The 24,590-nt window shown below is 40.3% G+C and carries 21 protein-coding genes and 1 pseudogene; 11 read left to right on the top strand and 11 right to left on the bottom strand.

The features are described 5' to 3' along the window. The first annotated feature begins 142 nt into the window (after positions 1-142). Entirely contained in the window at positions 143-1,510 is a 1,368-nt protein-coding gene (xseA, locus tag PR834_RS01330) for an exodeoxyribonuclease VII large subunit (RefSeq protein ID WP_272536327.1), read from the top strand. 62 nt (positions 1,511-1,572) lie between these two features. Here xseA and PR834_RS01325 read toward each other — a convergent pair whose 3' ends face one another. The 5 genes from PR834_RS01325 to maeB form a co-directional block, all read right to left on the bottom strand. Then, positions 1,573-3,831, bottom strand: a complete 2,259-nt coding sequence (locus PR834_RS01325) for a TonB-dependent receptor domain-containing protein (RefSeq protein ID WP_272536326.1) — start codon at positions 3,829-3,831, stop codon at positions 1,573-1,575. Between the two features lie 140 nt (positions 3,832-3,971). Continuing rightward, entirely contained in the window at positions 3,972-6,104 is a 2,133-nt protein-coding gene (locus PR834_RS01320; RefSeq protein ID WP_262960333.1) for a S9 family peptidase, read from the bottom strand. A gap of 12 nt (positions 6,105-6,116) precedes the next feature. Further along, positions 6,117-6,920 carry an energy transducer TonB family protein gene (locus PR834_RS01315; protein ID WP_112307942.1) on the bottom strand — a complete coding sequence of 268 codons (804 nt, stop codon included), beginning with the start codon at positions 6,918-6,920 and terminating at the stop codon, positions 6,117-6,119. A gap of 145 nt (positions 6,921-7,065) precedes the next feature. Continuing rightward, positions 7,066-7,932 carry a ChaN family lipoprotein gene (locus PR834_RS01310; protein WP_228677085.1) on the bottom strand — a complete coding sequence of 289 codons (867 nt, stop codon included), beginning with the start codon at positions 7,930-7,932 and terminating at the stop codon, positions 7,066-7,068. 118 nt (positions 7,933-8,050) lie between these two features. After that, positions 8,051-10,330, bottom strand: coding sequence for an NADP-dependent oxaloacetate-decarboxylating malate dehydrogenase (maeB, locus tag PR834_RS01305; protein ID WP_004253593.1), 2,280 nt, complete (start codon positions 10,328-10,330; stop codon positions 8,051-8,053). Between the two features lie 531 nt (positions 10,331-10,861). On the opposite strand from maeB, the gene PR834_RS01300 reads away from it, so the two are divergent. The 4 genes from PR834_RS01300 to PR834_RS01285 all read left to right on the top strand — a co-directional run bounded on the left by PR834_RS01300 (position 10,862) and on the right by PR834_RS01285 (position 13,809). Further along, positions 10,862-11,482, top strand: coding sequence for a LuxR C-terminal-related transcriptional regulator (locus tag PR834_RS01300; protein ID WP_036957668.1), 621 nt, complete (start codon positions 10,862-10,864; stop codon positions 11,480-11,482). A 146-nt stretch (positions 11,483-11,628) separates the two neighbouring features. Further along, on the top strand, positions 11,629-12,000 hold the full coding sequence (locus PR834_RS01295; protein ID WP_164565255.1) for an ArsC family reductase: 372 nt from the start codon (positions 11,629-11,631) through the stop codon (positions 11,998-12,000). A gap of 13 nt (positions 12,001-12,013) precedes the next feature. Then, positions 12,014-13,144 carry a succinyl-diaminopimelate desuccinylase gene (gene dapE, locus PR834_RS01290; RefSeq protein ID WP_272536341.1) on the top strand — a complete coding sequence of 377 codons (1,131 nt, stop codon included), beginning with the start codon at positions 12,014-12,016 and terminating at the stop codon, positions 13,142-13,144. Then, entirely contained in the window at positions 13,141-13,809 is a 669-nt protein-coding gene (locus PR834_RS01285) for a M15 family metallopeptidase (RefSeq protein WP_172767111.1), read from the top strand. The genes dapE and PR834_RS01285 overlap by 4 nt, the downstream gene beginning before the upstream one ends. 54 nt (positions 13,810-13,863) lie before the next feature. Here PR834_RS01285 and PR834_RS01280 read toward each other — a convergent pair whose 3' ends face one another. Further along, positions 13,864-14,256, bottom strand: coding sequence for a DUF454 family protein (locus PR834_RS01280; protein ID WP_094960491.1), 393 nt, complete (start codon positions 14,254-14,256; stop codon positions 13,864-13,866). A 327-nt stretch (positions 14,257-14,583) separates the two neighbouring features. Here PR834_RS01280 and PR834_RS01275 point away from each other — a divergent pair, with 327 nt between their 5' ends. Further along, complete coding sequence (locus PR834_RS01275; protein ID WP_004253577.1) at positions 14,584-14,775, top strand: YpfN family protein; 192 nt, start codon at positions 14,584-14,586, stop codon at positions 14,773-14,775. On the opposite strand, the gene PR834_RS01270 is transcribed toward PR834_RS01275, so the two are convergent. Continuing rightward, positions 14,756-16,777 (bottom strand): tRNA(Met) cytidine acetyltransferase TmcA, encoded by a 2,022-nt coding sequence (locus PR834_RS01270; RefSeq protein ID WP_272536325.1) that lies wholly within the window; start codon positions 16,775-16,777, stop codon positions 14,756-14,758. The two genes, PR834_RS01275 and PR834_RS01270, sit on opposite strands and share 20 nt — an antisense overlap. 7 nt (positions 16,778-16,784) lie before the next feature. Next, the gene (locus PR834_RS01265; RefSeq protein WP_004253572.1) at positions 16,785-17,237 is read right to left on the bottom strand and encodes a DUF441 domain-containing protein; all 453 of its coding nucleotides are present in this window, start codon (positions 17,235-17,237) and stop codon (positions 16,785-16,787) included. A gap of 582 nt (positions 17,238-17,819) precedes the next feature. Here PR834_RS01265 and PR834_RS01260 point away from each other — a divergent pair. The 5 genes and pseudogenes from PR834_RS01260 to PR834_RS01240 all read left to right on the top strand — a co-directional run. Continuing rightward, entirely contained in the window at positions 17,820-18,245 is a 426-nt protein-coding gene (locus PR834_RS01260; RefSeq protein ID WP_036957661.1) for a PPC domain-containing DNA-binding protein, read from the top strand. Positions 18,246-18,281: 36 nt separating this feature from the next. Then, positions 18,282-18,863 carry a membrane protein gene (locus PR834_RS01255; protein ID WP_036957659.1) on the top strand — a complete coding sequence of 194 codons (582 nt, stop codon included), beginning with the start codon at positions 18,282-18,284 and terminating at the stop codon, positions 18,861-18,863. Further along, positions 18,864-19,568, top strand: a complete 705-nt coding sequence (locus PR834_RS01250; RefSeq protein ID WP_094960489.1) for an energy-coupling factor transporter transmembrane component T — start codon at positions 18,864-18,866, stop codon at positions 19,566-19,568. Further along, entirely contained in the window at positions 19,559-20,422 is an 864-nt protein-coding gene (locus PR834_RS01245; RefSeq protein ID WP_272536324.1) for an energy-coupling factor ABC transporter ATP-binding protein, read from the top strand. Before PR834_RS01250 ends, PR834_RS01245 begins: the two co-directional genes overlap by 10 nt. A gap of 58 nt (positions 20,423-20,480) precedes the next feature. Then, positions 20,481-21,230: pseudogene (locus tag PR834_RS01240) on the top strand (energy-coupling factor ABC transporter ATP-binding protein); the annotation flags it as partial. A 52-nt stretch (positions 21,231-21,282) separates the two neighbouring features. On the opposite strand, the gene purC reads toward PR834_RS01240, so the two are convergent. The 3 genes from purC to dapA form a co-directional block, all read right to left on the bottom strand. Beyond that, positions 21,283-21,996 carry a phosphoribosylaminoimidazolesuccinocarboxamide synthase gene (gene purC, locus PR834_RS01235; protein ID WP_004911363.1) on the bottom strand — a complete coding sequence of 238 codons (714 nt, stop codon included), beginning with the start codon at positions 21,994-21,996 and terminating at the stop codon, positions 21,283-21,285. 523 nt (positions 21,997-22,519) lie between these two features. After that, complete coding sequence (bamC, locus tag PR834_RS01230) at positions 22,520-23,575, bottom strand: outer membrane protein assembly factor BamC (protein WP_094960486.1); 1,056 nt, start codon at positions 23,573-23,575, stop codon at positions 22,520-22,522. A 16-nt stretch (positions 23,576-23,591) separates the two neighbouring features. Continuing rightward, a complete protein-coding gene (dapA, locus tag PR834_RS01225) occupies positions 23,592-24,500 on the bottom strand; it encodes a 4-hydroxy-tetrahydrodipicolinate synthase (RefSeq protein WP_004253550.1) in 909 nt (302 codons plus the stop codon). Positions 24,501-24,590: the final 90 nt, after the last annotated feature.

Below are 24,590 nucleotides of genomic sequence, written 5' to 3'. Positions count from 1 at the left end.
AAAGGTATAAAATATTGCCGCGGCATTATACACACCGAAAACGGTTGCTTCCAGCGTTTTTTTGAAAAAAAACTTGATAACTCCTATAACTGCGTTAGTATCTATCGATTAAGTCATTGTTTTAAAATTTGATCTGGCTCACATGTCGACTTCACAAAATAACGCAATTTACTCGGTTAGCAAGCTTAACCAGACTGTTCGAGAACTTCTTGATAACCAAATGGGCCGTATTTGGTTAACCGCTGAAATTTCCAATTTTTCACAACCAAGTTCAGGTCATTGGTACTTAACCTTAAAAGATGACCGGGCTCAAGTGCGTGCGGCAATGTTCCGTGGGCAAAATGCACGAGTCACTTTTCGCCCACAAAATGGCCAGCAAGTTTTAGTTCGAGCGACAGTGACCTTATATGAGCCTCGAGGTGACTACCAATTAATTCTTGAAAGTATGCAGCCAGCCGGTGAGGGCTTACTGCAACAGCGTTTTGAGCTATTAAAACAAACGCTAAGCGCACAAGGCTTATTTGATATTATTCATAAAAAACCGCTGCCTAGCCCTGCTAAATCTGTCGGTATCATTACATCAGCAACCGGTGCAGCCCTACATGATATTTTAAATATTTTACGCCGCCGGGACCCTTCTCTACCTATCATTATCTACCCAACGGCAGTTCAAGGTGAATTGGCACCAGCGCAAATTGCTCGAATGATTGAGCTAGCAAATTTGCGTCAAGAATGTGATGTGTTAATTGTCGGTCGCGGTGGGGGCTCCCTTGAAGATTTGTGGGCATTTAATGAAGAAATCGTTGCTAGAGCTATTTTTGCTAGTCAACTGCCTATAATTAGTGCTGTTGGTCATGAAACCGATGTGACGATTGCGGACTATGTAGCGGACGTAAGAGCACCAACCCCATCTGCGGCAGCCGAGCTTGTTAGCCGTAACCAGCTAGAAATGCTGCGGCAGTTAAAATCTGCACAGCAACACCTTGAAATGGCAATGGATTATTACGTGGCAGGCCAACAACAAAGATTTGCTCGTTTGCATCACCGTTTACAACAACAGCACCCGCAATTACGTTTGGCACGGCAATATAATCAACTTAATTTATTGCAACAAAAGCTAGCACAGTCGATGACTCGGCAACTACAAAATTCGACGGCTAAATTCGAAAGAGTTAATCGCCGTTTGCTACAAAATGATTTACGCCCTCAGTTGCAAAAACAACAACGTCAGTTGCAACAAACACAATATCATTTGCAAAATATGATCACGAGTTTGGTCAATAGCTATCGTCAACGTTTTGCTGTCGCGTGTTCGAAAATGGAAGCTGTCAGCCCATTGGCAACACTTGCTCGCGGCTTTAGTATTAGTGAGACAGCAGAAGGCACCGTGTTGAAAAAAACCAGCCAAGTAAAATTAGGGCAACCACTGAAAACACGCCTTAATGATGGCTGGGTTGAAAGCCAAATTACCCACATTGAGAAAGTTAAAACCAAAAGAGTATCGAAGTGATTATTTTAACCACTTATCTCGATTAAAATAACGGGATAAGTGGTTGTAAATTTATATACTGGTTAGAAACGTACCTGCCCACCAATCATATAAGTACGCCCTCTACCAGTTTCATTATTCCGTCCTCTCTCTTGCATAATTGCACCTGAATTTGCGCGATTTAATGCATCGGTATAGTTTTTATTCGTCACATTGTTAATAGTCATCATCAATTTAACGTTTTTATTAATTTCATAATCTGCATATACATCAATAATGGTTGGTTGTTTCTCATATTTCTCCGTCATAGCATCACCATTTTGGTCGCCATCTGGAACTGGGCTAATCCGTTTGGAGGGGCCAGTCCATGTGATCGTTGAACCGAGTGTCAGTTTTTCATCAAAGAAGCGTACGCCTGAGTCTAATGTTAGGTAATAGTCAGGTAATTGAGTGAAATCCCCTGCACTAAATAAGGAGGTGCTATTAATAGAAACCGGCTGTTTTCCTGACTCTTTGGTATATGAAACCATTGAATAAAATACACCTGCATCATAGTTGGCTTGCAATTCATACCCTCGTAAATTTACATCTCGATGGTCATTCACATACATTTCTGCTCGCTGATATATTGGCGGATTCTCTTTATCCCATACATCATCATTAACTAAACACCAATCAAATTCATCCTGTGGATTGGAACGACAAAGTACAAAAGCTTTACTCGTGATATAATCTTTAACTTGGGTATGAAACCACAATGCTTTCAGATTGAATTGGTCACCATCTACCACTAAATCAGGTTTTAAGCTATTAAACCCAACCTGCCAAGTTTTTGATTTTTCACCCTTAAGAAATGGATTCATCGTCTGGCCACCATTTGAGGAGAAAAAAGCTTCTTGTGAATTCGGTGCACGCATGGAATGTGCGTAACTAACAAAGGGCTGGAATTCAGGAATGATTTGAGCGGATAACAATATACCTGGGTTAATCCCACTATCTTTAATGTTCAGATTACTGGCTTCTTGGGGGAAACATTTTTCGGTTTCATCACACGCAGGCTTATAACCTTTCACGCTATAATTGAGGTAATTAAGGTCAAATATCGCTGTATAGATATCGTACTTCGCTTCAAACTGAGTATATACGCTGGCAATATCTTGTGTTCCGCTTGGTGAAAATGGATTGTTTATCTGGGTATTTGGGTCTTCAACCGATTGCGCTTCCTTACTGTATTTGGTTTTCATTAATTTCGAACCTACTTGCCATTTATAATCCACATCTCCATAAGAAAAATGGCTAGTATTGGATAAATTTATACTATCAGATTTATTTTTAGATATGGCATTTTTAAAGGCTCCACCAATAGGATCACCTTGAAATTTTTGTTCATTATTGCCATGGCTTGCCAGTATTTCTACGTCAATTAATTCATTTAATGGAGTGTATTTATATTTTAGATAATAGTCCTCACTATTAATCTTTCTGCTGGTAAGTTTATTTTGCAAAAAACGCCCACTGAATTCCAATTCATGACGATCATTAGGTTTATATTTCAACTTTGCCAATTGAGATTGTGGCTTTTGTTTGAATGAGGGATCTGTGGCAAATTCATCACTGTCAAAGCCGTCTCCATTCTTATAACTTCCGGGAATATTATGACCACTAATTGCAATTAAACCACCAAAGTAACCATCATCCTGTAATTGCGTTTTACCCGCAACGGCAACCATTCCGTTATAACCGAGACCATTATCCCCCCAGTTAGCTTTACTACGCAGTCCGTATAAATTGTCGTTAAAAATGACGTCATCAATTCCGATAGTGCGGAAATTCGCACTTCCGGCTAAAGCATTAATGCTATTACTGCCATTCAACTGCCCTTTCTCCACTTCCACTGAGACAATAAAGTTTGGATCAATTAATGAACCAAAATCATTACTCGGCTGCATACCGTGGGTATATTTGCTCGGTGAGATACCATAATAACTTTGTGTAATACCATCAACCATCATATTCACGCGACCAAAACCACTCAGCCCACGAATATTGACGTTAACCGTACCTTGGCTGGCATCCATTTGAGTATAGGTACCGGGCATGGTGCGAATAATTTTATCCATCGACTGCAATTTATTTTCTGTACCAACCGCACTATAAGCACCTGGTTTTTCTAATGCTTTGACTAGTGGGGTTTGTTTCTGCGCACCTGAAACTTTTAATTGGCTAAAATTAACCACACCTTCTTTCTGCTTATTTTGCTGCTGTGTATTTTCAGCCAAAGCGATCCCTTGGTAGCTAGTGGCAATAATGCCAGCTACCATAATTATTGTTTTATTATTCATTAAACCATTCCTGTAAACGTACTGAGTGTCATACGCTCACACCGCTAGCACAGGCCAAATAGTGCCTGTGAAAAGGCTCAGCAACAATGTGATTAATCTTGTTGCTGGCCTAAAATCACCTAAATTTTATAGGTTAATTATTATTTTAAATATGGAAAATATTTGTCTTTATTTTCAAGCATAAGAATAAAGCTATATTCTTGGGCAATATCATCGAGTGCATTAAAACGCCCTGATTTACCGCCATGGCCCGCATTCATATTCGTTTCTAATAATAATAATGAATTACCTTGTTTAATATCTCGCAATTTAGCCACCCATTTTGCAGGTTCCCAGTATTGAACTTGGGAATCATGTAACCCTGTCGTCACTAAAATATGTGGGTAATGTTGTGCTTTGATATTGTCATAAGGGCTATACGCTTTAATTCGCCAGTAATCCTCTTCATTTTCAGGGTTACCCCACTCGTCGTATTCCCCAGTAGTCAGAGGAATTGATGGGTCTAACATTGTGGTTACCACATCTACAAATGGAACAGCGGAAACAACACCCTCGTATAAGTCAGGCGCCATATTCACCACCGCTCCCATTAATAAGCCACCCGCACTGCCCCCCATGGCATACACATGCCCTGCTTTACCATAACCTTCTGATAATAACCCTTTGGTTGCATCAATAAAGTCAGTAAATGTATTCATTTTGTGGATTGTTTTGCCTTGTATGTACCAATTTTTACCTAAGTCACCACCACCACGAATATGTGCAATCGCGTAAATAAAACCGCGATCCAATAAAGACAAACGAGATGAACTAAAAGAAGGGTCTATGCCATATCCATAAGCGCCATAACCATAGACTAACAATGGATTTTGACCATGTTTGAAAAGATCTTTACGGTAAACTAAGGAAACAGGGACTTTTACCCCATCTTGTGCAGTGACCCAAATACGCTCACTTTGGTAATTTTGCTTATTAAAATCTTTAACTTCTTCTTGTTTTAAAAGCTGTTTTTCTTGAGTCAGCATATTAATTTCATATACTGAAGACGGTGTGGTCATTGATGAGTAGCCGTAGCGTAATGTGTCCGTATCAGGCTCAGGGTTATTCCCAATCCACGCCATGTAAGTTGGGTCATCAAAGCTCACTTGGTTTTCTTTATGCGTTAACCAACTGATTTGGCGTATATTTATTAAGCCGTTTTGGCGCTCTTCTACCACTAACCAGTTATTAAATAACGCAAAACCTTCAAGATCAACCCCATCACGTGGTGCAATAAAGCTTACCCACGGCGCTGAAATATTGTCTGCAATATATAAACCAAATAATGGGTGCTGGTGATTAGAGCGAATGTAAAATTTACCATTGAAATGATCAGGATAGTACTCAACCCCAACTTGACGTGGTTTTAAGATTTTAGCATCATTTTGTGGCTGATTTGCATCAATTAACCGATATTCAGAAGTTTCAGTACTCGTGATACCTATTAAAATAAAATCTTTTGACGTCGATTTCGCTAAACTAACGTAAAAAGTATCATCCTTTTCTTCATACACCAGTTTGTCTTGAGTTTGCTGTGTACCGTATTGGTGCCTAACCACTTGATAAGGAAGCAATGTTTGCTTGTCCTTATTCACATAGAATAGCGTTTGGTTATCATTAGCCCAAACAATATTCCCTGATGTATTGGTTAATACATTCTCTTGCCACTCGCTCTCATCAATTTTTCGAAATGACACTGCAAATTCATTACGCCCTTGACGATCTTCGGCAATGGCAAGCGTGGTATTATCTGGCGAAATAGCTAACGCGCCCATACGATAATATTCTGTGCCTTCGGCACGTTCATTACCGTCAACTAATACAACCCATTCACCCTGACTATTTACCGGACGTCTTTCATAGATAGAATAATTTTTTCCCGCAACCACTCGTGAGCGGTAAGTATAACCATTATAATTATAGGGAACTGACTCATCGTCCTGCTTCATACGCGAAAAGAGTTCATCGTAAATCTCTTTTTTTAACGACTCACCTTTCTCTAATTGTTGCTTTGTATAGTCATTTTCTTGCGTTAAGTATTCGATAATTTCTGGAGACTCACGTTGGTCATCCCTTAACCAATAATAGTTATCAACACGGACATCTCCGTGAGTAGTCATTGTATGTGGTTGTTTTTTGGCTATTGGTGCTGACATTCTATCCTCCGCAGCACTGGTTGCTGCATATAAACCAAGTAATGTAATAAGACAAAACTCAGTAAGTTTATTACGCATAATTCATCCAATCTATTTTTCATTAAGAGTAAAATCAATAGGGATCCTGACTGTTACCCGCCCGTTGATTAAAATTTCAGTAGGTGGTTCAGGTAAAGGTGCCGCTCTTGATAAAACCTGCAAGGCTTCTCTATCCAACGATCGCGTTCCAGATGAACTCACCAGCTCGCTATCAAGTAAAAAACCTTGTGGGTCAACCGTAAATGTTACTGCTGATTGACCAACTCGCCCTCGCCTTACGGCATCTTCAGGGAAACGCTTGTATTTATTTAATTTCCCCAATACTTGTGCTTCCCACAGCCTTTTCGCGTTCTCTATCGATTGTGATTGGCTATTAAATTCTGCGGCAATTTTCTGAGTCTGTAATGGCGCTGCTGCATCACTGGTGACAGGGGCATCATTGGCTTTTGAATCAGTCGCTTGTTTTTGTTCAACCACCTGCTTTTCATGTTTTTGTTTTTTTACTTCAACATTTCGCTTTGTACTCACCGTATTAGCCACTTGCACTTCTGCCTGCTCATTGATGGCTAATGGTGGGATAATTTTCTCTTCTGATGGAGCCTCATGTGCCTGACTTGCCACCGCTAACTCTTGTAATTGACCAATGTTAACTTCTGTCAATTGTTCGGCTTGCGACTCTATCGAAATTTCCATCACCACTGATGGTGGAGGCAATAGCTCTTCCCATTGTTGATTATAAGTTACCCATATATAGCCCCCAACCACAGCGACATGAAGAGCAATTGCCAATGCGAACCACCCACTCATCTTCGTCGTTCGCTTTAAATACTCATTTTCAAATGTTGTTATACTCATTTTTATCTTATGTACTTATGTATCTTCACACAAACGCAAATGATAATTAATAACAAATGAAAATGGAAATCATTTCTTAATGAAAATAAAGAATACTTCACAAAATTAACTTTTTTGAAATCATTAGGTTGCTATTATTTAGTCATCATTTAGGTGTATACCAAACAAAATCAGCATGTAAATGGTCTATTTCTTCCCCTCTCTCTGAAATAATTAACACTTTGACTGATTCGTCAGGTGCGAGGTCTTGTACATGTAAAGGTACCCCAATAGCTCTTGTTGCATGATAGCCACCTGCAAATAAGAGCGCGGGTGTAGGTGCATTTAATAACGACTCTGCCATACGGCGGTCACGCAACTGCTGTATAAAGGTCATTTTTACCACTTGTTCCGCTGTAAGTTCCCCACCATGAGAGCTTTCAATCGTTTTACTGATGAGTTCTTGAACAATAGGCTGAGTCGAATACTGCCCCATTATTGATGATGGGTTAGCGTAGGCGGAAAGCACCTCTTCTTTATCTAGGTTTGCAGAAAGTAATGGATAAGGTGAGCTTAGCAAATGACGGATTAAAGCCCCATACTGTTCCCAAGGCCAACCACTGTTCCATTTTATGGCGGACTGTAACTTTTCGTCACGAATATAAGGATTACTCTGCATCTGTGCCTGTACCCGACTCACACCTTTTTGCTGTGACGGTGTCAGCATTTCGAGTAAAACCGCACCTTGAGGCCGTATTTTTGGCATCTCTTGTACAAGCCATTGCTCAATTTGGTGATGATAGTGGTTATCATGCTTTTCTCCAACAATCACACGTGGAGATTGAGCAAGCTGCTCAACTAATTGCTGAGGTGTTAAAGACTTACCTGTTGCTAAGTCAATAATTTGGTCGCTTGCTGTTAGCTGGCTATCCAATTGTACGTTTGTTGGCTCAATTTTTTGTGTACAACCAATAAGAAAAAATAACCCAACCATTAAAGTGGCTATTCGAGAGGTCAATCTAATTGAAATCATTATGCTTTCCATCTTATGTAGTCAAGCTCACAAGATACAGATAATGAGAATCATTTTCAACAAAAAGGCTCCTATGAAACCATAGAAGCCTTTAACACAAATTAATTAATATTAACCCTTAGAGTGGATTTGTTTGTGCTTCAACCACTGCCAATGCCACCATATTCACGATACGACGTACCGAAGCAATTGGTGTTAATATATGCACAGGTTTCGCAACCCCCATTAACACAGGCCCTACAGTCACACCATCAGAGCTTGTGACACGCAGTAAATTATAACTAATACGTGCTGCTTCCATATTTGGCATAATTAATAAATTTGCTGAACCTTTTAATGGGCTATCAGGCATCACATCTTTACGGATAGATTCAATTAATGCGGCATCCGCATGCATTTCACCATCAATTTCCAAATGTGGGTCACGTGCTTTGATCATCGTTAGCGTATCACGCATTTTTTGTGCAGATGCGCAATCTGAAGAACCAAAGCTAGAACGCGATAACAGAGCCACTTTTGGCTCAATACCAAAGCGTCTTACTGTATCCGCTGCCATTAACGTGATTTCAGTTAGCTCTTCCGGTGAAGGGTCTTCATTGACATAAGTGTCTGCGATAAACGTATTACCCGTTGGTAATAACAATGCATTCATTGCACCTGCTGCATGAACACCCTCGCGGAAACCAAATAAATCTTTAACAACTTCATAGTGTTCGCCATAACTGCCCACCGTACCACAAATCATCCCGTCGGCTTCGCCACGCAACACCATGATCCCACCAATTAAGGTTGGGTTATTAATCACCGCACGGCGCGCCATTTCTTGGGAAATACCACGACGTTTCATGATTTGGTAGTATTCTTGCCAATATTCTTTATAACGCGGGTCGTTTTCGTTATTAACCACTTCAAAATCTTTACCTAACTCAATATGTAGGCCGAGTTTTTGAATACGCATTTCAATCACACTTGGGCGCCCAACTAAAATTGGGAAAGCTAAACCTAAAGACACTAGTTCTTGAGTCGCATGCAATACACGCTCTTCTTCCCCTTCTGCTAATACAATGCGTTTTTTCGCCGTCTTAGCTTGAGAGAAAATAGGTTTCATGAATAAATTTGTTTTATAAACAAATTGATTTAATTTTTCGATATAGGCATCAAAGTCTTCAATTGGACGCGTTGCTACCCCTGAATCCATAGCTGCTTTTGCCACTGCTGGCGCAATTTTCACAATCAAACGCGGGTCAAATGGTTTCGGAATAATATATTCAGGGCCAAAGAATAAATCTTGGTTGCCATACGCAGAAGCCACTTCTTCGCTTTGCTCAGCCAATGCAAGGTCTGCAATGGCATATACACAAGCCAGTTTCATTTCTTCATTAATCGTTGTTGCGCCAACATCTAGCGCACCACGGAAAATGAATGGGAAACATAATACGTTATTAACCTGATTTGGGTAATCAGAACGACCAGTACAGATGATGGCATCAGGGCGAACTTCTTTTGCCAAAGGTGGTAAAATTTCGGGTTCAGGATTAGCCAATGCTAAGATTAGAGGATCTTTTGCCATGGTTTTCACCATTTCTGGCGTTAAAAGACGTGGACCTGAACAGCCTAAGAAAATATCTGCATTAGGAATCGCATCAGCCAAAGTACGTTGGCCGTTATCTTCAATTGCATACGCGGCTTTGGTGACATCCATGCGTTCGTCACGGCCTTTGTAAATCACTCCTTTTGAATCACAAACGGTGATATGTTCGCGTTTCAACCCCAACGCGACTAATAAATTCATACAAGCGATTGATGCCGCCCCTGCGCCAGAAACCACCAGACGCACATCACCAATATCTTTTTTAACAATACGTAAGCCATTGATAACAGCGGCAGTACAGATGATTGCGGTACCGTGTTGGTCATCATGGAATACAGGGATTTTCATCCGCTCACGAAGTTTTTGTTCAATATAAAAGCATTCTGGTGCTTTGATATCTTCTAAATTAATACCGCCAAAAGTCGGCTCAAGAGACGCAATGATATCAACTAACTTGTCTGGGTCTGTTTCATCAACTTCAATATCAAAGACATCAACACCAGAAAACTTTTTAAATAGTACACCTTTTCCTTCCATGACAGGTTTACCAGCTAAAGCACCGATATTACCTAACCCAAGGACAGCCGTACCATTAGACACGACCCCGACAAGGTTACCTTTAGCGGTGTAACGATAAGCTTTAAGTGGGTCATCTGCAATTTCAAGACATGGCACTGCAACACCTGGTGAGTATGCTAATGCGAGATCTCTCTGGGTTGTTAGTGGTTTAGTTGGGGTAACCGTAATTTTCCCAGGATGTGGAAACTCATGAAAATCAAGAGCACTTTGTTTTAATTTGTCATCCATCGTCAAGTCCTTTCAAAATAAGTAAGGTAAGAGCGATAACAGTATAAACACATCTCTCTAGCAAATCATGATCATACTGGCAATTTCCAGAAAAATCTTTCAGTTACAATAGAGTTAGGTCACCGCTAGAGTAAAACGTAATCACATTGATTATATTTTACTATATCGAAACACCTCTCTAATTTTTAAGATATTAACTAAAAATAATTTATTATTAGTTTTATGAGGTTAATATATATAAAAAATTAATCACATTATGAACCCTATCTTAAATACCTTCTCCGTTTAATATTGATTTAAATATTAGATATGAATTTTCTAATTTTAATGTATTATCAACAAGTATCTTATTATTATTAGCGAGGGATATAATATATTAAGCAAAGAAGTAACATTAAGAATTCCCCATACTGATTTTACAATTATTAATACTCCAATTAAATATAATAAATATATCAAAATTAAACTGTCTATTTTATGGAAAGTATCAAACTAGACCTTGAATTTTAAGACATGAAAAAGGAACCCTCTATGTCTAAATATACCGTAATGATTGTTGATGAGCACCCTCTTATACGCTTGGGATTGCGCCAGCTCATAAATACCGATACGCACTTTATTGTCACAGCAGAGTCCTCTTGTTGTTACGAGGCCTTAAGCATTGCAAGGCAGCTACAGCCTAATCTAATTATTATAGATACCAATATTCAAGGTATTAAAACATTTGAAACGATACGATTACTTCGTAAGCACTGCAATAATAGCTACTTATTAGTGTTATCTGCTTCAACAATTAAAACAGATATATATGGCGCTATTGATGCAGGAGCACAAGGGTATTTATTAAAAAGCAGTGAGCTTGACATGTTATTTTATAGTATGAAGAAAGCCTCTAGAGGGCAATTAGTTTTCAGTGAAAAAATATATCAGCATCTTATTTCTCGTCATAATTATAATGACCCACTCTCATCACTGACACGGCGAGAATCTGAAATTTTACATGAAATGGCTGTGGGTTTAAAAAACCGTGAAATATCTAATTTACTTTTTATTTCTGAAGAAACGGTTAAAGTTCACATTAGAAATATTCTTAAAAAATTACGTGTTCGCTCTCGTCTTGAAGCTAGCTTAATTTATATGCGTTCAAGATAATTTTTTCTAATTATATTAATTAACAAAGCTAAATTACGAATAATTTAATTATAAGTTTATTATATATTTCTCACATTTGGGCTAGATCCTAAGCGATTTTTGCCTCATTATGTATGGATTATCGCTAGTTTTTTGAGGAAAATCATATGCCCAATACATCTAACTCTCCTTATATCATGTACGGAATTAAAAACTGTGACACCATTAAAAAAGCACGCCGTTACTTAGAAGACAATGGAGTTAACTATCAGTTTCATGATTATCGTGCTGATGGTATTAGCGATGAATTACTTTCTACCTTTATGGAACATATTGATTGGGAAGTGTTAGTAAATAAACGAGGAACAACTTGGCGTAAACTGACTGATGATGAAAAAAATGCAGTGGTTGACTCAAATAGCGCGAAAAAAGTGCTAATTGCAGAGCCCGCCATGGTCAAAAGACCCGTACTTGTTTCTCCAGACAACCGTTACTTAGTTGGGTTTAGCGCAAATGACTACCAAAACTTCATTCGATAATCAGGCGGTTATGATGGATTGCCCAGTTATTCAACTTGCCAAAGAACTGATCTCACGCCCTTCTATCAGCCCTGATGACCAAGGTTGCCAAGCGATACTGACTGAGCGTTTAAACCAACTCGGTTTTACCGTTGAACCAATGCATTTTGGTAACACATTAAATTTTTGGGCACATCGAGGTACTCAAGGCCCAACCCTCGCATTTGCAGGCCATACCGATGTCGTACCAGCAGGCAATAGTGAAAATTGGCAAACACCCCCTTTTAACCCGACAATTATCAATCAACATTTGTATGGTCGCGGTGCTGCTGATATGAAAGGCTCAGTCGCAGCAATGGTTGTCGCCGCAGAGCGCTTTGTCAAAAAGCACCCTCAACATCAAGGGCGTTTGGCCTTTTTAATCACATCAGATGAAGAAGCCGATGCGCTAGATGGCACGGTCAAAGTGGTCGAAACATTGATGGCACGTAATGAACGCGTTGATTACTGTTTAGTCGGTGAGCCGTCAAGCCAATCACAATTAGGCGACATCATAAAGAATGGTCGAAGAGGCTCTATTACAGCGAATTTAACTATTTTGGGTACACAAGGACACGTTGCTTATCCCCATTTAGCGGACAACCCGGTGCACCGTTCAACCGCTTTTTTACAAGAGCTCACTTCAACTATCTGGGATAACGGCAATGAGTTCTTCCCTGCCACCACCATGCAAATTGCTAATATCCATGCAGGTACTGGGGCAAGTAATGTGATCCCTGGTGAGTTATTTGTTCAATTTAATTTTCGTTTTAGCACCGAATTGACCGACACACAAATACGTGACAGGGTCACTAGCATGCTAGAACGCCATGGCTTAACATATAAAATAGAGTGGTCATTATCTGGGCAACCATTTTTAACTGAAAAACAAGAACTTGTCACTGCAACTTTGCAAGCAATTCATGAATTAACTGGTCTTAATGCAGAGTTATCCACAAGCGGTGGAACCTCCGATGGCCGTTTTATCGCCCAAATGGGGACTCAAGTTATTGAGCTCGGCCCACTGAATGCCACCATACATAAAGTTGACGAATGCGTTAGCGTCAAAGACTTGCAACAGCTGGCCTTAATTTATGAACGGGTCATGGGGTTATTGTTATTATGATCACTATTGCCATGTTAACAGGCCGCTCAACTGACCATTTAGTGACACTTGGCGGTTCTCATCGCCTACAGTTCAATGCCACCAAAGCATTTTTAGCCATGCAACAAGTGGCTGTAAAGTCAGGGTTCAAGTTACAATCGGCAAGTGCATTTCGTGATTTTTCACGTCAACAGTTAATTTGGAATGAAAAATTTACCGGTCTCCGCCCTGTTCTTGATGCACAAAGCCAACCTTTAGATATTACAACGCTTTCTGAAGGCGAGCTTTGTGAAGCTATTTTACATTGGTCTGCATTACCCGGTGCAAGCCGCCACCATTGGGGAACCGAAATAGATGTTTATGACCCATTACGTATTCCTTCAGGGCAAACGTTACAGTTAGAGCCTTGGGAATATGAAACTGGTGGCTATTTTGCTGAACTGAACCACTGGCTGACGGATAACATGGCGACATTTGATTTTTATCGCCCTTTCACTGCAAAAAATGCAGGGGTTGCCTATGAACCTTGGCATATTAGCTACTGGCCTTTATCCCATGAAGCTGAACAGCTTTTAACGCCAGAAGTCATTAAACAAGTTCTCCTACAAGAGGATATTTGCGGAAAAAACTGGCTAAACAGTAACTTAGATTATGTATTCGAACGCTATATTAAAGCTCCTGAATAATTTCTAAGCTAACAGAGCAACTTCTATCACGCCTCATAGATTACGCTACATAATTTATGGGGCTTTTTTCTTTTTCGTGGCAATTTGTTCATCAACAACTGGAAGCCGATACATAAAAATAAGCAGCCAACACAACAGTGCCAATAAACCAATTTTTAACCATAAATAGCTAACAACCCAGATTGATAGTGAAAAAGTGAGTATTATCAATACAATTGCTTTTGGTTTTGCCCCTTTCGGTAGTCCTTTATGCTTTTGCCAGTGACGGATATATCCCCCAAACCAAGAGCGATATAATAACCAATGGTGAAAGCGTGGAGATGAACGAGAAAAACACCATGCCGCTAATAACAAGAAAGGCGTAGTCGGCAAAACAGGAAGAATAACGCCAGCAAAAGCCAGCGCAACAGCTAACCATCCAATAACTATGAGGAACAATTTTTTCAAAATTACTCCCCCTCCCTAATAAATAAATCAAATGGTAAAAGCCGCATAAAATCTGTGGTAACTCATAATAATATCAATGGTATACTCTAATGGTAAACACGCTTAATGAAAAGTCGCTTTTGCCGATTGGAATGATTATTGTTCCCATAGCTTTCTTTCTCAGGAATCTTTGAGGTTTCAATGATAGATATTTATTTTTCTTTATATCATTTAGTTTCGATGAAAAGATGCAAAAAAACACAATAGAGGCATACACTAGTATGTACTAGGGTAACTGAGCGATATCAACGCACAGACAGCTCAAAGAATGACGAATGGAAGGTGAATATGCAATGGTTAGCCGACTACTGGTGGATAATTTTACTCTTATTGGTAGGTATTATCTGGAATTCAGTCAAAGAAATGATGAAATTGGACCCCAAAAAATTTTTAGATAACAAGCCTGAAATCCCTCCGCATCAGGATAATAACCATCTTTGGGATGATGAAGACGATTGGCCTAAAGACAAGAAGAAGTAATTTTCTGCTTTATTTCAGCTAAAAGTGCTGGTTGGTATTGTTTTACCTGTATACCAACCTCTTCTCTTACTCGTTTTAACCATTGCTTTTGCCCTGTAATACCGACATCCGCGCAAATCTTGGAGATAGGTTCACATAATACAAAATGCCGTCTGAGGAGAGGAAGCCCGTTTGTTTCTTCCCTCAATAAACGCATAATTGCACTTGTACTCGCCGAAATTGGGCGCTTAAACTCACTAAAACCGATCAGTTCTATCCAATCATCTGTCACTAGTTGCTGCTGTGGATCCGTTTCGAACGCAAACTCTTGTAAATCACTGCGCCAATATAGGTCACGTTTTAATCGGGATTCGCTTTGTTCACAAAGTTGGTATGCACGGTTTGAAATAGGTAAAATAGCCATCGCGGTAAAACAGCCACTACTGGCTTCTTTATGCGAACCTATTCGTATTAACCGAAAGCCCGCTTTTTGCCAAAATGCGACTAAGTCTGGTGTTAATCCAAAACTAACAGATAAAAAATCTAACCCTTGCTCTGTAGCAATTGCTTTCTGTTTTTCTAAAAGCGTTAAACCAATTTGGCGCCTACGGTAGTTCGCATCAACGGCAATACGCATCACTCGGCGAGATAGCCATTGTGCCGCAATGGGGAAATAACTATGAGCTGCTAAAGATTGGACAACTAAATTTCCTCTTGGTCGACGAAGCCCAGCCCATATTTGCCAGCTCAATGATTCGGTTAACTGTCCTTCATCTACCATCCATAATGCACCTAAATAGGTACAATCATCAGACTCGGCTTTTGCCACCATAAAATGTTGTTGCTGGGCATCCAATAGTCGTCGTAAATCTAATGGTGACGTTCGATAATGTGCACTCATCAATAAGCCATAAAACGCTTTTAATTGCTCATTATTTTCCGCTAATGATGCCTGAGTTAACGCTTTATATTCAGTATTTCCAGCAAGAACCGTTTGAGTGGTGGGTTCTTGCAGCAATAAAGCCTCATTGACCCACAATTCTAAGGGATCATTAGCCGCATAGCGCATTGGGTTATCAAGTTGCAGTAAAGTGAAATGAGCTAAACTTGCACAAAATTTTAACGTAAAACCGCGCCCAGTACCTTCATAACCATCGACTGTCGTAGTTAATAGAACTCGAGGAAAATACCCCACCAGCTCACGTAATATATAATTAGGAATAGCAGAAGCTTCATCGATGACTAGCCAATCTGCTGTTATTTTTTCATTGCTGCGGCAGTACGCTAATAGGCTATCAGGGGACCAAAAATTAATCTTTTGTCCTGCATGCCGACTTAAAACTTCCGTCGCCACTTTGGCGGGAGCACAACACCAACACTCTCCCATAAATTGTTTTATTAACATCCCAGCTATTGCAGATTTTCCGCGCCCTCTCGGGGCTATCAAGCCCCAAATGCCATGTTTTGCTTTTAATAATTGGCTAATTATTTGTTGCTGCTGTTCTGTTGGCTGGCCTGTCGGTGCTTGCCATAATGGTTTGTTATTTAGTAATGAAAAATCAGGCTCATCTCCTTGTTTATAAAATAAAATATCGGAAGATGTTTGGAAAGTCCGTTGCAGATGGTGAACAAAATTCGGTGTTGGAATGAGCCCCAATTGTTCATTCCAACGTAGGCTGTCTAGATCAGCATTTGTCGCCCACTCAGTTTGAGGTGCAGTACATAAAACTAACAAGCTCCCTGCTTTTAACGTGCCAGCAAGCATGGCTAGGGCTTCACTATGAAAACCTTTACGCGCATCAAAGATGCCATGTAAAAATTCACGCCCCAATAATAGATGTGCATTCTCTGGGGAAACCCCTTGTGGCAAATTCGCTGAAATGGTTAACCAGTCGCCATCAATGGCTGTCTGAAATTCGTTGAGTTGCTGTTCCACCCACGCACTGTCACCAGAAAGAACCATAAGACGACGCATGCCAACCATATGTAGCTGTTCGATAATAACAGGAAGCAATTTCACCATCGTAATACTATGATTTACCAATTAATAGTGACAAGATCCCGGCAGCAATTAAAGGCCCTACAGGAACACCACGGAATAAAGCAACACCAATAACAGTTCCAACAAGTAAGCCTGCAACAGTAGAAGGTTGATGGGACATTAATGTGACACCTCGGCTACCTAACCAAGAAACGGCGATCCCGATGACAATTGCAAGAATCGATTTCCAATTCAAAAATGAGCTCAATACTTCATTTGCCGTTATTTTACCGCTCGCAATTGGCGCCATAACACCGATAGTTAAGATAAGTATCCCAATGGTTAAGCCATATTTTTCAACCCATGGAAAATAATTATTCAATGGTGTTATTCTGACCACCAATAAAAATAACATCGCAAGAGTGACTGTCATATTATGACTAATGATACCTAACCCGGCTAATACCAGTAAAATGATTAATGTTGGATCAACATGACTCATAGATTTATCCCTGTAAAACGCATAATTATAATTTATTAGCAGCAAATAGACTGATTTAAAAACATGTTATTGGCTCATCATCAAAGAAGCAAATATTAACGCCAACTCTTTTTATTTTTACGGTAACGATATTTTCATTAATAAAAAGCCTTACTATTTCCGCACAATTTATTAACTCAAGTGCGACATTTTAGCTGTTCTTTATTATCTATTTAATACTTTTCAAAAGAGGTCTTCTTAGCATATTTCACGGTGACAAGCCGAATTGTACATAAAATTAGCATGGCAATACAGATAACTTCCATCGCCACCAAAACTTAAGCTAAATATTCGGAATATTCATCACTGTTTATTTTTTTATTTCTGCATTTTTTTTATATTTATCATCATAAAAACCAACTTGTGGTGCCTTTTGCTGAAGATAGTCCTAAATACCTTTACAACCAGACAATCCATCTCAATTACGTATAATAATCACCAATAATTAATACAGAAAAATCATAACTTAGCATTATTTATAATTTTAATGATTTACATGGTTGTGCGACGCTCTGCGCAAGCACAATGATTAGGATTAACAATATGAACCAATCTTTATCCCCCTTTTCAAACGCTCGTTTTATTGCTATCCGCTTAGTGCCTGGAGAAGATGCGCTTTTAGCATTAAAACGAAAAATTGAGCAACACAGCCTACAAGCTGCATTTATTGCCAGTAGCGTCGGCAGCTTAACTCATGTCGCACTGCGTTTTGCAGGACAAGAGAACACGTTTCACACAACAGGCAAATTCGAAATTGTTTCATTAATTGGCACTTTAGATGCTAACGGCGAACACCTGCATTTGTCTGTCTCTGATGAAGAAGGGAAAGTTCTCGGTGGCCATATGATGCCGGGTTGTACTGTTAGAACAACATTAGAGCTGATTATTGGGGAACTTGAAAAAGTTAATTTCACTCGTGAACCTTGCCCTTTGTCTGGTTATGAAGAGCTTATCATCACTTCTCGCTAATTTTATTATTCCATTTCTGTAAGGAATGACTTTGTCATGAGTAAAACGTCGATTATTTCTAGTCGTACACTGACTTTAATTGTTTTTTCTATTGCTATTAATATGGTTATTGGCCAATTAAGCTCAATGTTAAAACTGCCGATATTCCTAGATTCTATAGGAACATTAATTTGTGCATTATTAGCAGGCCCTTGGGTTGCACTATTGAGTGGATTATTAACAAATCTATTATGGGGTTTACTCAGCGGCCCAATTGCAGCGGCTTTCGCCCCTGTCGCGATGATGATTGGCCTGAGTGCTGGGTTATTAGCTCGCGCAGGTGGTTTTCGCACCTTACCAAGAGTGATTTTATCCGGTGTTGTCATTACTTTTGCGTTGATGATCGTTGCTGTTCCCATTCGCACTTACTTGTTTGCAGGAACAACCGGTAGCGGCGCTGACTTTTTTGTCGCGTATTTTCATGCTGTTGGCGATAACTTATTAGAATCGGTGGCAATTACAGTATTAGGCGCCAATATTGCAGATAAAGTCGCATCAGCCATTATTGCTTGGTTATTGGTTCGACAATTACCAGAACGTGTCCAACGTAATTATCCAAATATGGCTAAGGTCCGTTAAATGCATCCATTTACCTCGCTGACAATTTGGTTTTGGCTCAGTGTAAGCTCGCTTTTCTTACCATTGAGCTGGCCATTAATTCTGCTAGGTTGCAGCACATTTGGTGTTTTATTATTTTGGCGGCCCGCACGCCACCGATGGAAAATAGTTGCGTGGATTATGCTTCCCATGGCGGCAGGGCTTTGGTTAATTCATGGTGGCTGGCTAGCTCAGCTATTAACCGGAGCCACATTAAAAAATAGCCGCCCTGAATTTGCGTTGGCATTGTGGTTTAAGTTATTAACGATTATTAGCGCTTCTCAACTTTGGCTGCAGTATGTACCGACTGAACGTTTCATTCGTGCTTTGTTTGCAAGCCGTTTACCTGCAAGTTTTGCATACCTACTCGCGGGCCCGTTATTACTTGCAGAACAATTTCGCCAGCAATTGAACACTATCCGTGAAGCACAATTAGCGAGAGGCGTTCCTCTTGATGGGCGCTTTTGGCAACGTGTTATATCGTTACCTGCCCTATTATTTCCACTTGCCAGTAATACCTTAAGTGAACTAAGCATTCGTGGAGCCGCGTTAGATATGCGTGGTTTTCGTTATTGTGCCAAACGCACCACATTAAACCCGCCTAGAGATAGCTCACTCCAAGCAGTACTTAGATATGGGTTAGTTCTGTTAATTTTCATTGAAGGTGGTCTCTCTCTGTGGTGGTAAATCTACAACAAATGCGCTTCATTCCACAAGGTGCGGAGCAGTCCCTATTAGGGCCGATTGATCTTCAGCTAAACGCAGGCCAATGGCTATGCATATTTGGCGGTAACGGCAGCGGAAAAAGCACATTAGCGCAAATACTCGCCGGTTGGCACAATGACCTCATTCAGGGGAAAATCGAAGGAACCGCAGAGATATTACGAGCGCCCTTAGCTGACAACTCCGTGGTTCAGGTGTCTATATCACGCCAACTAGTTCAGCAATCCCCCCAATTACAACTTTCAGGCTGCGCGTTTACCGTTGAACAGGAAATTGCGTTCGGGCCTGAGAACCTCGGTTTAACACCCGACGAAATTAGTGAGCGAGTTGAGCTTGCCATTGAACTGACGTTTTGTGGGGCACTGCGAACGCGCCATCCTGCAACCTTGTCAGGCGGTGAAGCGCAACGAGTGGTGTTAGCAAGCGCATTAGCGATGCAACCCAAACTCCTGTTACTTGATGAAGCCTTTAGTCGGCTCACACCGAGTGCAACACAACGCATCTTAACGCAATTACAACGCTATACAGAACAAACAAGCTGTAGCATTATTTTTTTTGAGCGCAACTTATTACCAGCCACCAGTTTCTGTGACTCATTCCTTTTGCTGAGTACGGGTAAAACCTTTTTAGAGGCTGGGAAAATGGTCGCAACAGGTGGTTTAAATGATGTTTTTCTTGATGCCATTGAAACAATCAATATGCCAGATGCTTGGCGTGCGGTAGGTGAACTGCTCAAATTAGGGTATTGGCAAGGAAATATTCCCCACGATGAAGCACAATTGCTACAGATGTTTAAGGAGCGATATGTTACAGCTTGAAAACCTGAGTTATCGTTGGCCAAGTTCAACTATTGATAACATACAATCTTTATCTCTATCTATTCGCCCTGGTGAATGGGTCGCTGTAGTTGGGGATAATGGTGCAGGTAAATCAACGCTATTGCGCCTTTTAGCGGGGTTATTGCGCCCAACACAAGGTGATATTCGGCTTGATCGCCTCCCGCTTAATCTTCTTTCCTCCCCACAAAGAGCTAACCATATTGGGATCTTATTCCAAGAAGCTGAGAAACAAATTTTTCATAGTTGTGTACGTGATGAAATTGCTTTTGGTTTAAAACGCCAAAAACATCATAAACGTGATATTCAAGCGCGAGTACAGCAAGCACTTGAAATTTGCCACTTATCCGATGTGGCGGATAAACACCCTTTAGATTTACATGCAGGCCAACGCAGGATGGTTGCTGTTGCCTGCTTAGAGGCTGTTTCACCTAAACTATTGCTACTTGATGAGCCAAGCCGTGACTTCGACGCTTTTTGGCTGCGCAAATTTGAACATTGGCTAACCTTGCAACGCGAAAAAGGGGTAAGCGTCGTTTCTATTAGCCACGATCTTGATTTTGTCGCCCGCCATTTTCAACGTGTAATACATCTATCAAATGGTAATCTAATCGCTGATGGTCAACCACTGGAAGTATTAGGTCATCCAGAGTTACAAGTTGAAAGCCCACTTCCCGCACCGACATTGATATCACTTAGTCAGCAACTACAAATAAATACTACTGATACCACTCTTTCATCATGGATCACACATTTTATTAACCAACAGTCACGCCCGATTAATAACTAAAAAAATAGCCTGCAATGCAGGCTAAAATCTCATTCAAATTATAGGAAATTAATTAATCTAACTGCACGCCAATACGGCGGGCGACCTCTTCGTAAGCTTCAATTAAACCACCAAGGCTCTGACGAAAACGGTCTTTATCCATTTTATTCAGTGTTTCTTTGTCCCATAAACGGCTACCGTCTGGGGAAAACTCATCACCTAAGACAACCTGGCCTTTATACAAGCCGAACTCCAGTTTAAAATCGACTAAAATTAACCCTGCATCTGCAAAAATTTTACTGAGCACTTCATTGGCTTTGTAGCTTAGCTCACGCATTTTAGCCAAATTTTCTTTACTCACCCAACCAAAAGTCTCACAGTACGATTCATTCACCATCGGGTCGTGCTTGGCATCGTCCTTTAAGAATAAGTCAAATAAAGGCGGGTTTAACACCATGCCTTCTTCAACACCTAAGCGTTTTACCAGTGAACCCGCTGCACGGTTGCGGATCACACACTCAACCGGCACCATATCTAACTTTTTCACTAGAGCTTCTGTGTCAGACAATAATGCTTCCATTTGCGTTGGAATACCGGCTGCTTCTAATTTGCTCATAATGAAATGGTTAAACTTGTTATTTACCATACCTTTACGGTCAAACTGCTCGATACGCTCACCATCGAGTGCTGATGTATCATTACGGAACTCCAGAACCAGTAGATCAGGATCCTCTGTGGTATAGACTGTTTTTGCCTTACCACGATACAACTCAGCTTTCTTTTGCATCTTACACACTCCAGGGATGTGATTAAACTAAACAAAAATCAACCTGCACAGCAGATTCAGATAAGTAACAGAAGAACAAAAACCATTCAAATGGCCTATTCATTGTTAATTTTCTGCTCTGTTTCAGTCAGTTACTGAAATTCACCATATAAAACGCTAACTAGCTGATATTCAATATTTTATAATTGACTGCTAATCATGATAATAAAATTCCGGAGCGGACGCAAACGATTACTTAACCATAAATACTGATTTTTTGTCCATTTGTTTTAAGTGAAAACATGAAAGATAAAATTAGCCTTCCAGAGAAGGAAAATTGAAACTGATGGAATGCTAATTAATAATTAACTAAGCATATAGGTTACGATAAGCATTAAATAAACAAAATACAGAGCTGATAACCACCAGCCTATGCGTATGAAGCTTAATATCTTTACCCCAATACAAACCCATCCAATTTAAATAAAAAAAACCGCAGCTTGTATTTAAGCTACGGTTTAATTCGTCATCTAAAAATGTTGAATTATTGCTTTTTGGCTGGTGCTTTACTAAACGCCGCTTTCAGTGCAGCAACCATTTCATCATTTTGTTTTTGTGTTAAAGGAACACCTTTGGTGGTGATAAATTGCAGTGTACTACGGTTATTTAAATCACCGACCTGCACTTTATAATCCGCTTCTGGCACAGTTGGGTCATCAATGCCCAACGCCTGCCATTCTGAACTGCTTAAACCTTTATAAGTCACCATCACAGAACCACTTGAACGTGTACGGTCACCCACTTTCATGCCAACACTTTCTAAGGTGTGTGGTAAGCGTTCCCATACTGCATCAAATGGCGCACGAACAACAACTAAAGGTAAGCCAGTATCATCACTACCTGTTTGAACATCAATGATACCATAAGCATTTTGGATGCTATTTTTGTTTGAAGTATCACGCAACGTATATAAGTTATCGGTTAATTCATTCAATAACAGTTTGTTATAACGTTGAGTTTCGACAACATCGGTAATGGTCTCACCACCTTGACGTAAGCCTAAGCTGGTTACCGTTAACGCCATCATACCATTTTCTGGTTGCACTGTTACTTTATGGCGACTCTCAATCGGTACGTTTTCATCTGCACGATCCCATTTGATCCAATCGGTTTCAATTGAGCGAGAACCATCATCTTTAGATGAAACTGGAATACCTCTTTGCTCTAAGATCATCGTAACTTGTGACCAAAGTGCACTATTTTCAGGTGTATTTTCTAGCAACAAACGACTTGCTTGAGCGCTATCCTCTGTACGAGAACCCGCTAATTGCGAAATTGTCAGTACTGGCGGACGAATGTCTAACGCTTTCCCTATTGCCCCTGTTGATGTGGCTTTAGGGATATCATACTCACCATTTTGTTCTGGTAATGTCAGCCCTTGTGGCACATTCAACACTTTCAATGGCGCAGCATTGAGATATTCCTCATCACCACTGACCTGACGTTTATAGCGCTGATCGCTGGAGCAGGCTGCCAGTAACACGACAAGTGACAGGCCAGCAACCTTCATAACCTTCGATTTTTGCAATAATGTTGCCATTAAAATTCCCTAAATTTTACAGTAACCCAGCGAGTTTCAAGGCTTCCTCAACTTTTTGCTGGCCCGAGGTGGTTAACGGTGTCATTGGCAACCGTAATGTACCATCTGCAATCAGGCCTAAGCGATGACAGCCCCATTTCGCTGGAATTGGATTTGGTTCAACAAATAACTGAAGATGAAGCCCCATCAGTTTTTTATTTAATTCACGCGCCTCAGTATATTTGCCTGCAAGCGCTAAGTCACACATTTTTACCATCTGTGGTGCCGCAACGTTGGATGTGACTGAAATAACGCCTTGACCACCCAGTTGCATGAAATCAAGTGCTGTTGCGTCATCACCTGTTAACAGTACAAAATTATCATCAACCAGTTCTTTGATTTGATGAACCCTAGCTAAGTTCCCTGTTGCTTCTTTAATTGCAACAATATTCGCCAGTTTTGCTAAACGCCCAACGGTTTCAGGCAACATATCACAGCCAGTCCGTGATGGTACATTATAAAGAATCTGTGGCAAGCTCGTGTTTTCTGAAATTGCTTTAAAGTGTTGATATAACCCTTCCTGAGAAGGTCTATTATAATAAGGTGTTACCGTCAGGCAAGCAACTACACCACTGTTTTCAAACTCATTTGTCAGCGAAATAGCTTCAGCTGTCGCATTTGCGCCTGCTCCTGCAATAATAGGAATACGGCCATCCGCTAATTCAAGTGTCGCTTTTACGACATCCACATGTTCTTTGTGCGTTAAGGTTGCTGATTCGCCAGTTGTACCAACAGAAACAATCGCAGTTGTTCCGCTTTCAACATGATAATCCACCAATTTTTTTAAGCTGGCTTTATCTAAACGCCCCGCCGAATCCATTGGTGTGATAACTGCAACAATGCTTCCCGTTAAAAAATCTTTATAATTTGCGTTTCCATTAGCCATAGCGATACCCCCTCAATAATTGAACTACCATGTTACTTTTTCATTTCAAAGAAGAAAACCACCCAACAGCAAGAATTTAATGAATTTTGT

The organism is Providencia sp. PROV182 (assembly GCF_028480325.1).
In the GTDB taxonomy this organism is placed as follows: domain Bacteria; phylum Pseudomonadota; class Gammaproteobacteria; order Enterobacterales; family Enterobacteriaceae; genus Providencia; species Providencia hangzhouensis.
The sequence above is the reverse complement of the archived record's forward strand: the minus strand, read 5'-3'. Positions and strand labels throughout refer to the sequence as shown.

Coding starts and splice junctions, on each gene's coding strand:
- bamC (WP_094960486.1), bottom strand. CDS start 23,575: ATGGCAACATTATTGCAAAAATCGAAGGTTATGAAGGTTGCTGGCCTG.
- PR834_RS01255 (WP_036957659.1), top strand. CDS start 18,282: ATGAGTAAAACGTCGATTATTTCTAGTCGTACACTGACTTTAATTGTT.
- PR834_RS01300 (WP_036957668.1), top strand. CDS start 10,862: ATGTCTAAATATACCGTAATGATTGTTGATGAGCACCCTCTTATACGC.
- PR834_RS01265 (WP_004253572.1), bottom strand. CDS start 17,237: ATGAGTCATGTTGATCCAACATTAATCATTTTACTGGTATTAGCCGGG.
- PR834_RS01275 (WP_004253577.1), top strand. CDS start 14,584: ATGCAATGGTTAGCCGACTACTGGTGGATAATTTTACTCTTATTGGTA.
- PR834_RS01320 (WP_262960333.1), bottom strand. CDS start 6,104: ATGCGTAATAAACTTACTGAGTTTTGTCTTATTACATTACTTGGTTTA.
- PR834_RS01315 (WP_112307942.1), bottom strand. CDS start 6,920: ATGAGTATAACAACATTTGAAAATGAGTATTTAAAGCGAACGACGAAG.
- PR834_RS01260 (WP_036957661.1), top strand. CDS start 17,820: ATGAACCAATCTTTATCCCCCTTTTCAAACGCTCGTTTTATTGCTATC.
- PR834_RS01295 (WP_164565255.1), top strand. CDS start 11,629: ATGCCCAATACATCTAACTCTCCTTATATCATGTACGGAATTAAAAAC.
- PR834_RS01285 (WP_172767111.1), top strand. CDS start 13,141: ATGATCACTATTGCCATGTTAACAGGCCGCTCAACTGACCATTTAGTG.
- purC (WP_004911363.1), bottom strand. CDS start 21,996: ATGCAAAAGAAAGCTGAGTTGTATCGTGGTAAGGCAAAAACAGTCTAT.
- dapE (WP_272536341.1), top strand. CDS start 12,014: ATGGATTGCCCAGTTATTCAACTTGCCAAAGAACTGATCTCACGCCCT.
- PR834_RS01310 (WP_228677085.1), bottom strand. CDS start 7,932: ATGATTTCAATTAGATTGACCTCTCGAATAGCCACTTTAATGGTTGGG.
- xseA (WP_272536327.1), top strand. CDS start 143: ATGTCGACTTCACAAAATAACGCAATTTACTCGGTTAGCAAGCTTAAC.
- PR834_RS01325 (WP_272536326.1), bottom strand. CDS start 3,831: ATGAATAATAAAACAATAATTATGGTAGCTGGCATTATTGCCACTAGC.
- PR834_RS01250 (WP_094960489.1), top strand. CDS start 18,864: ATGCATCCATTTACCTCGCTGACAATTTGGTTTTGGCTCAGTGTAAGC.
- dapA (WP_004253550.1), bottom strand. CDS start 24,500: ATGGCTAATGGAAACGCAAATTATAAAGATTTTTTAACGGGAAGCATT.
- maeB (WP_004253593.1), bottom strand. CDS start 10,330: ATGGATGACAAATTAAAACAAAGTGCTCTTGATTTTCATGAGTTTCCA.
- PR834_RS01270 (WP_272536325.1), bottom strand. CDS start 16,777: ATGGTGAAATTGCTTCCTGTTATTATCGAACAGCTACATATGGTTGGC.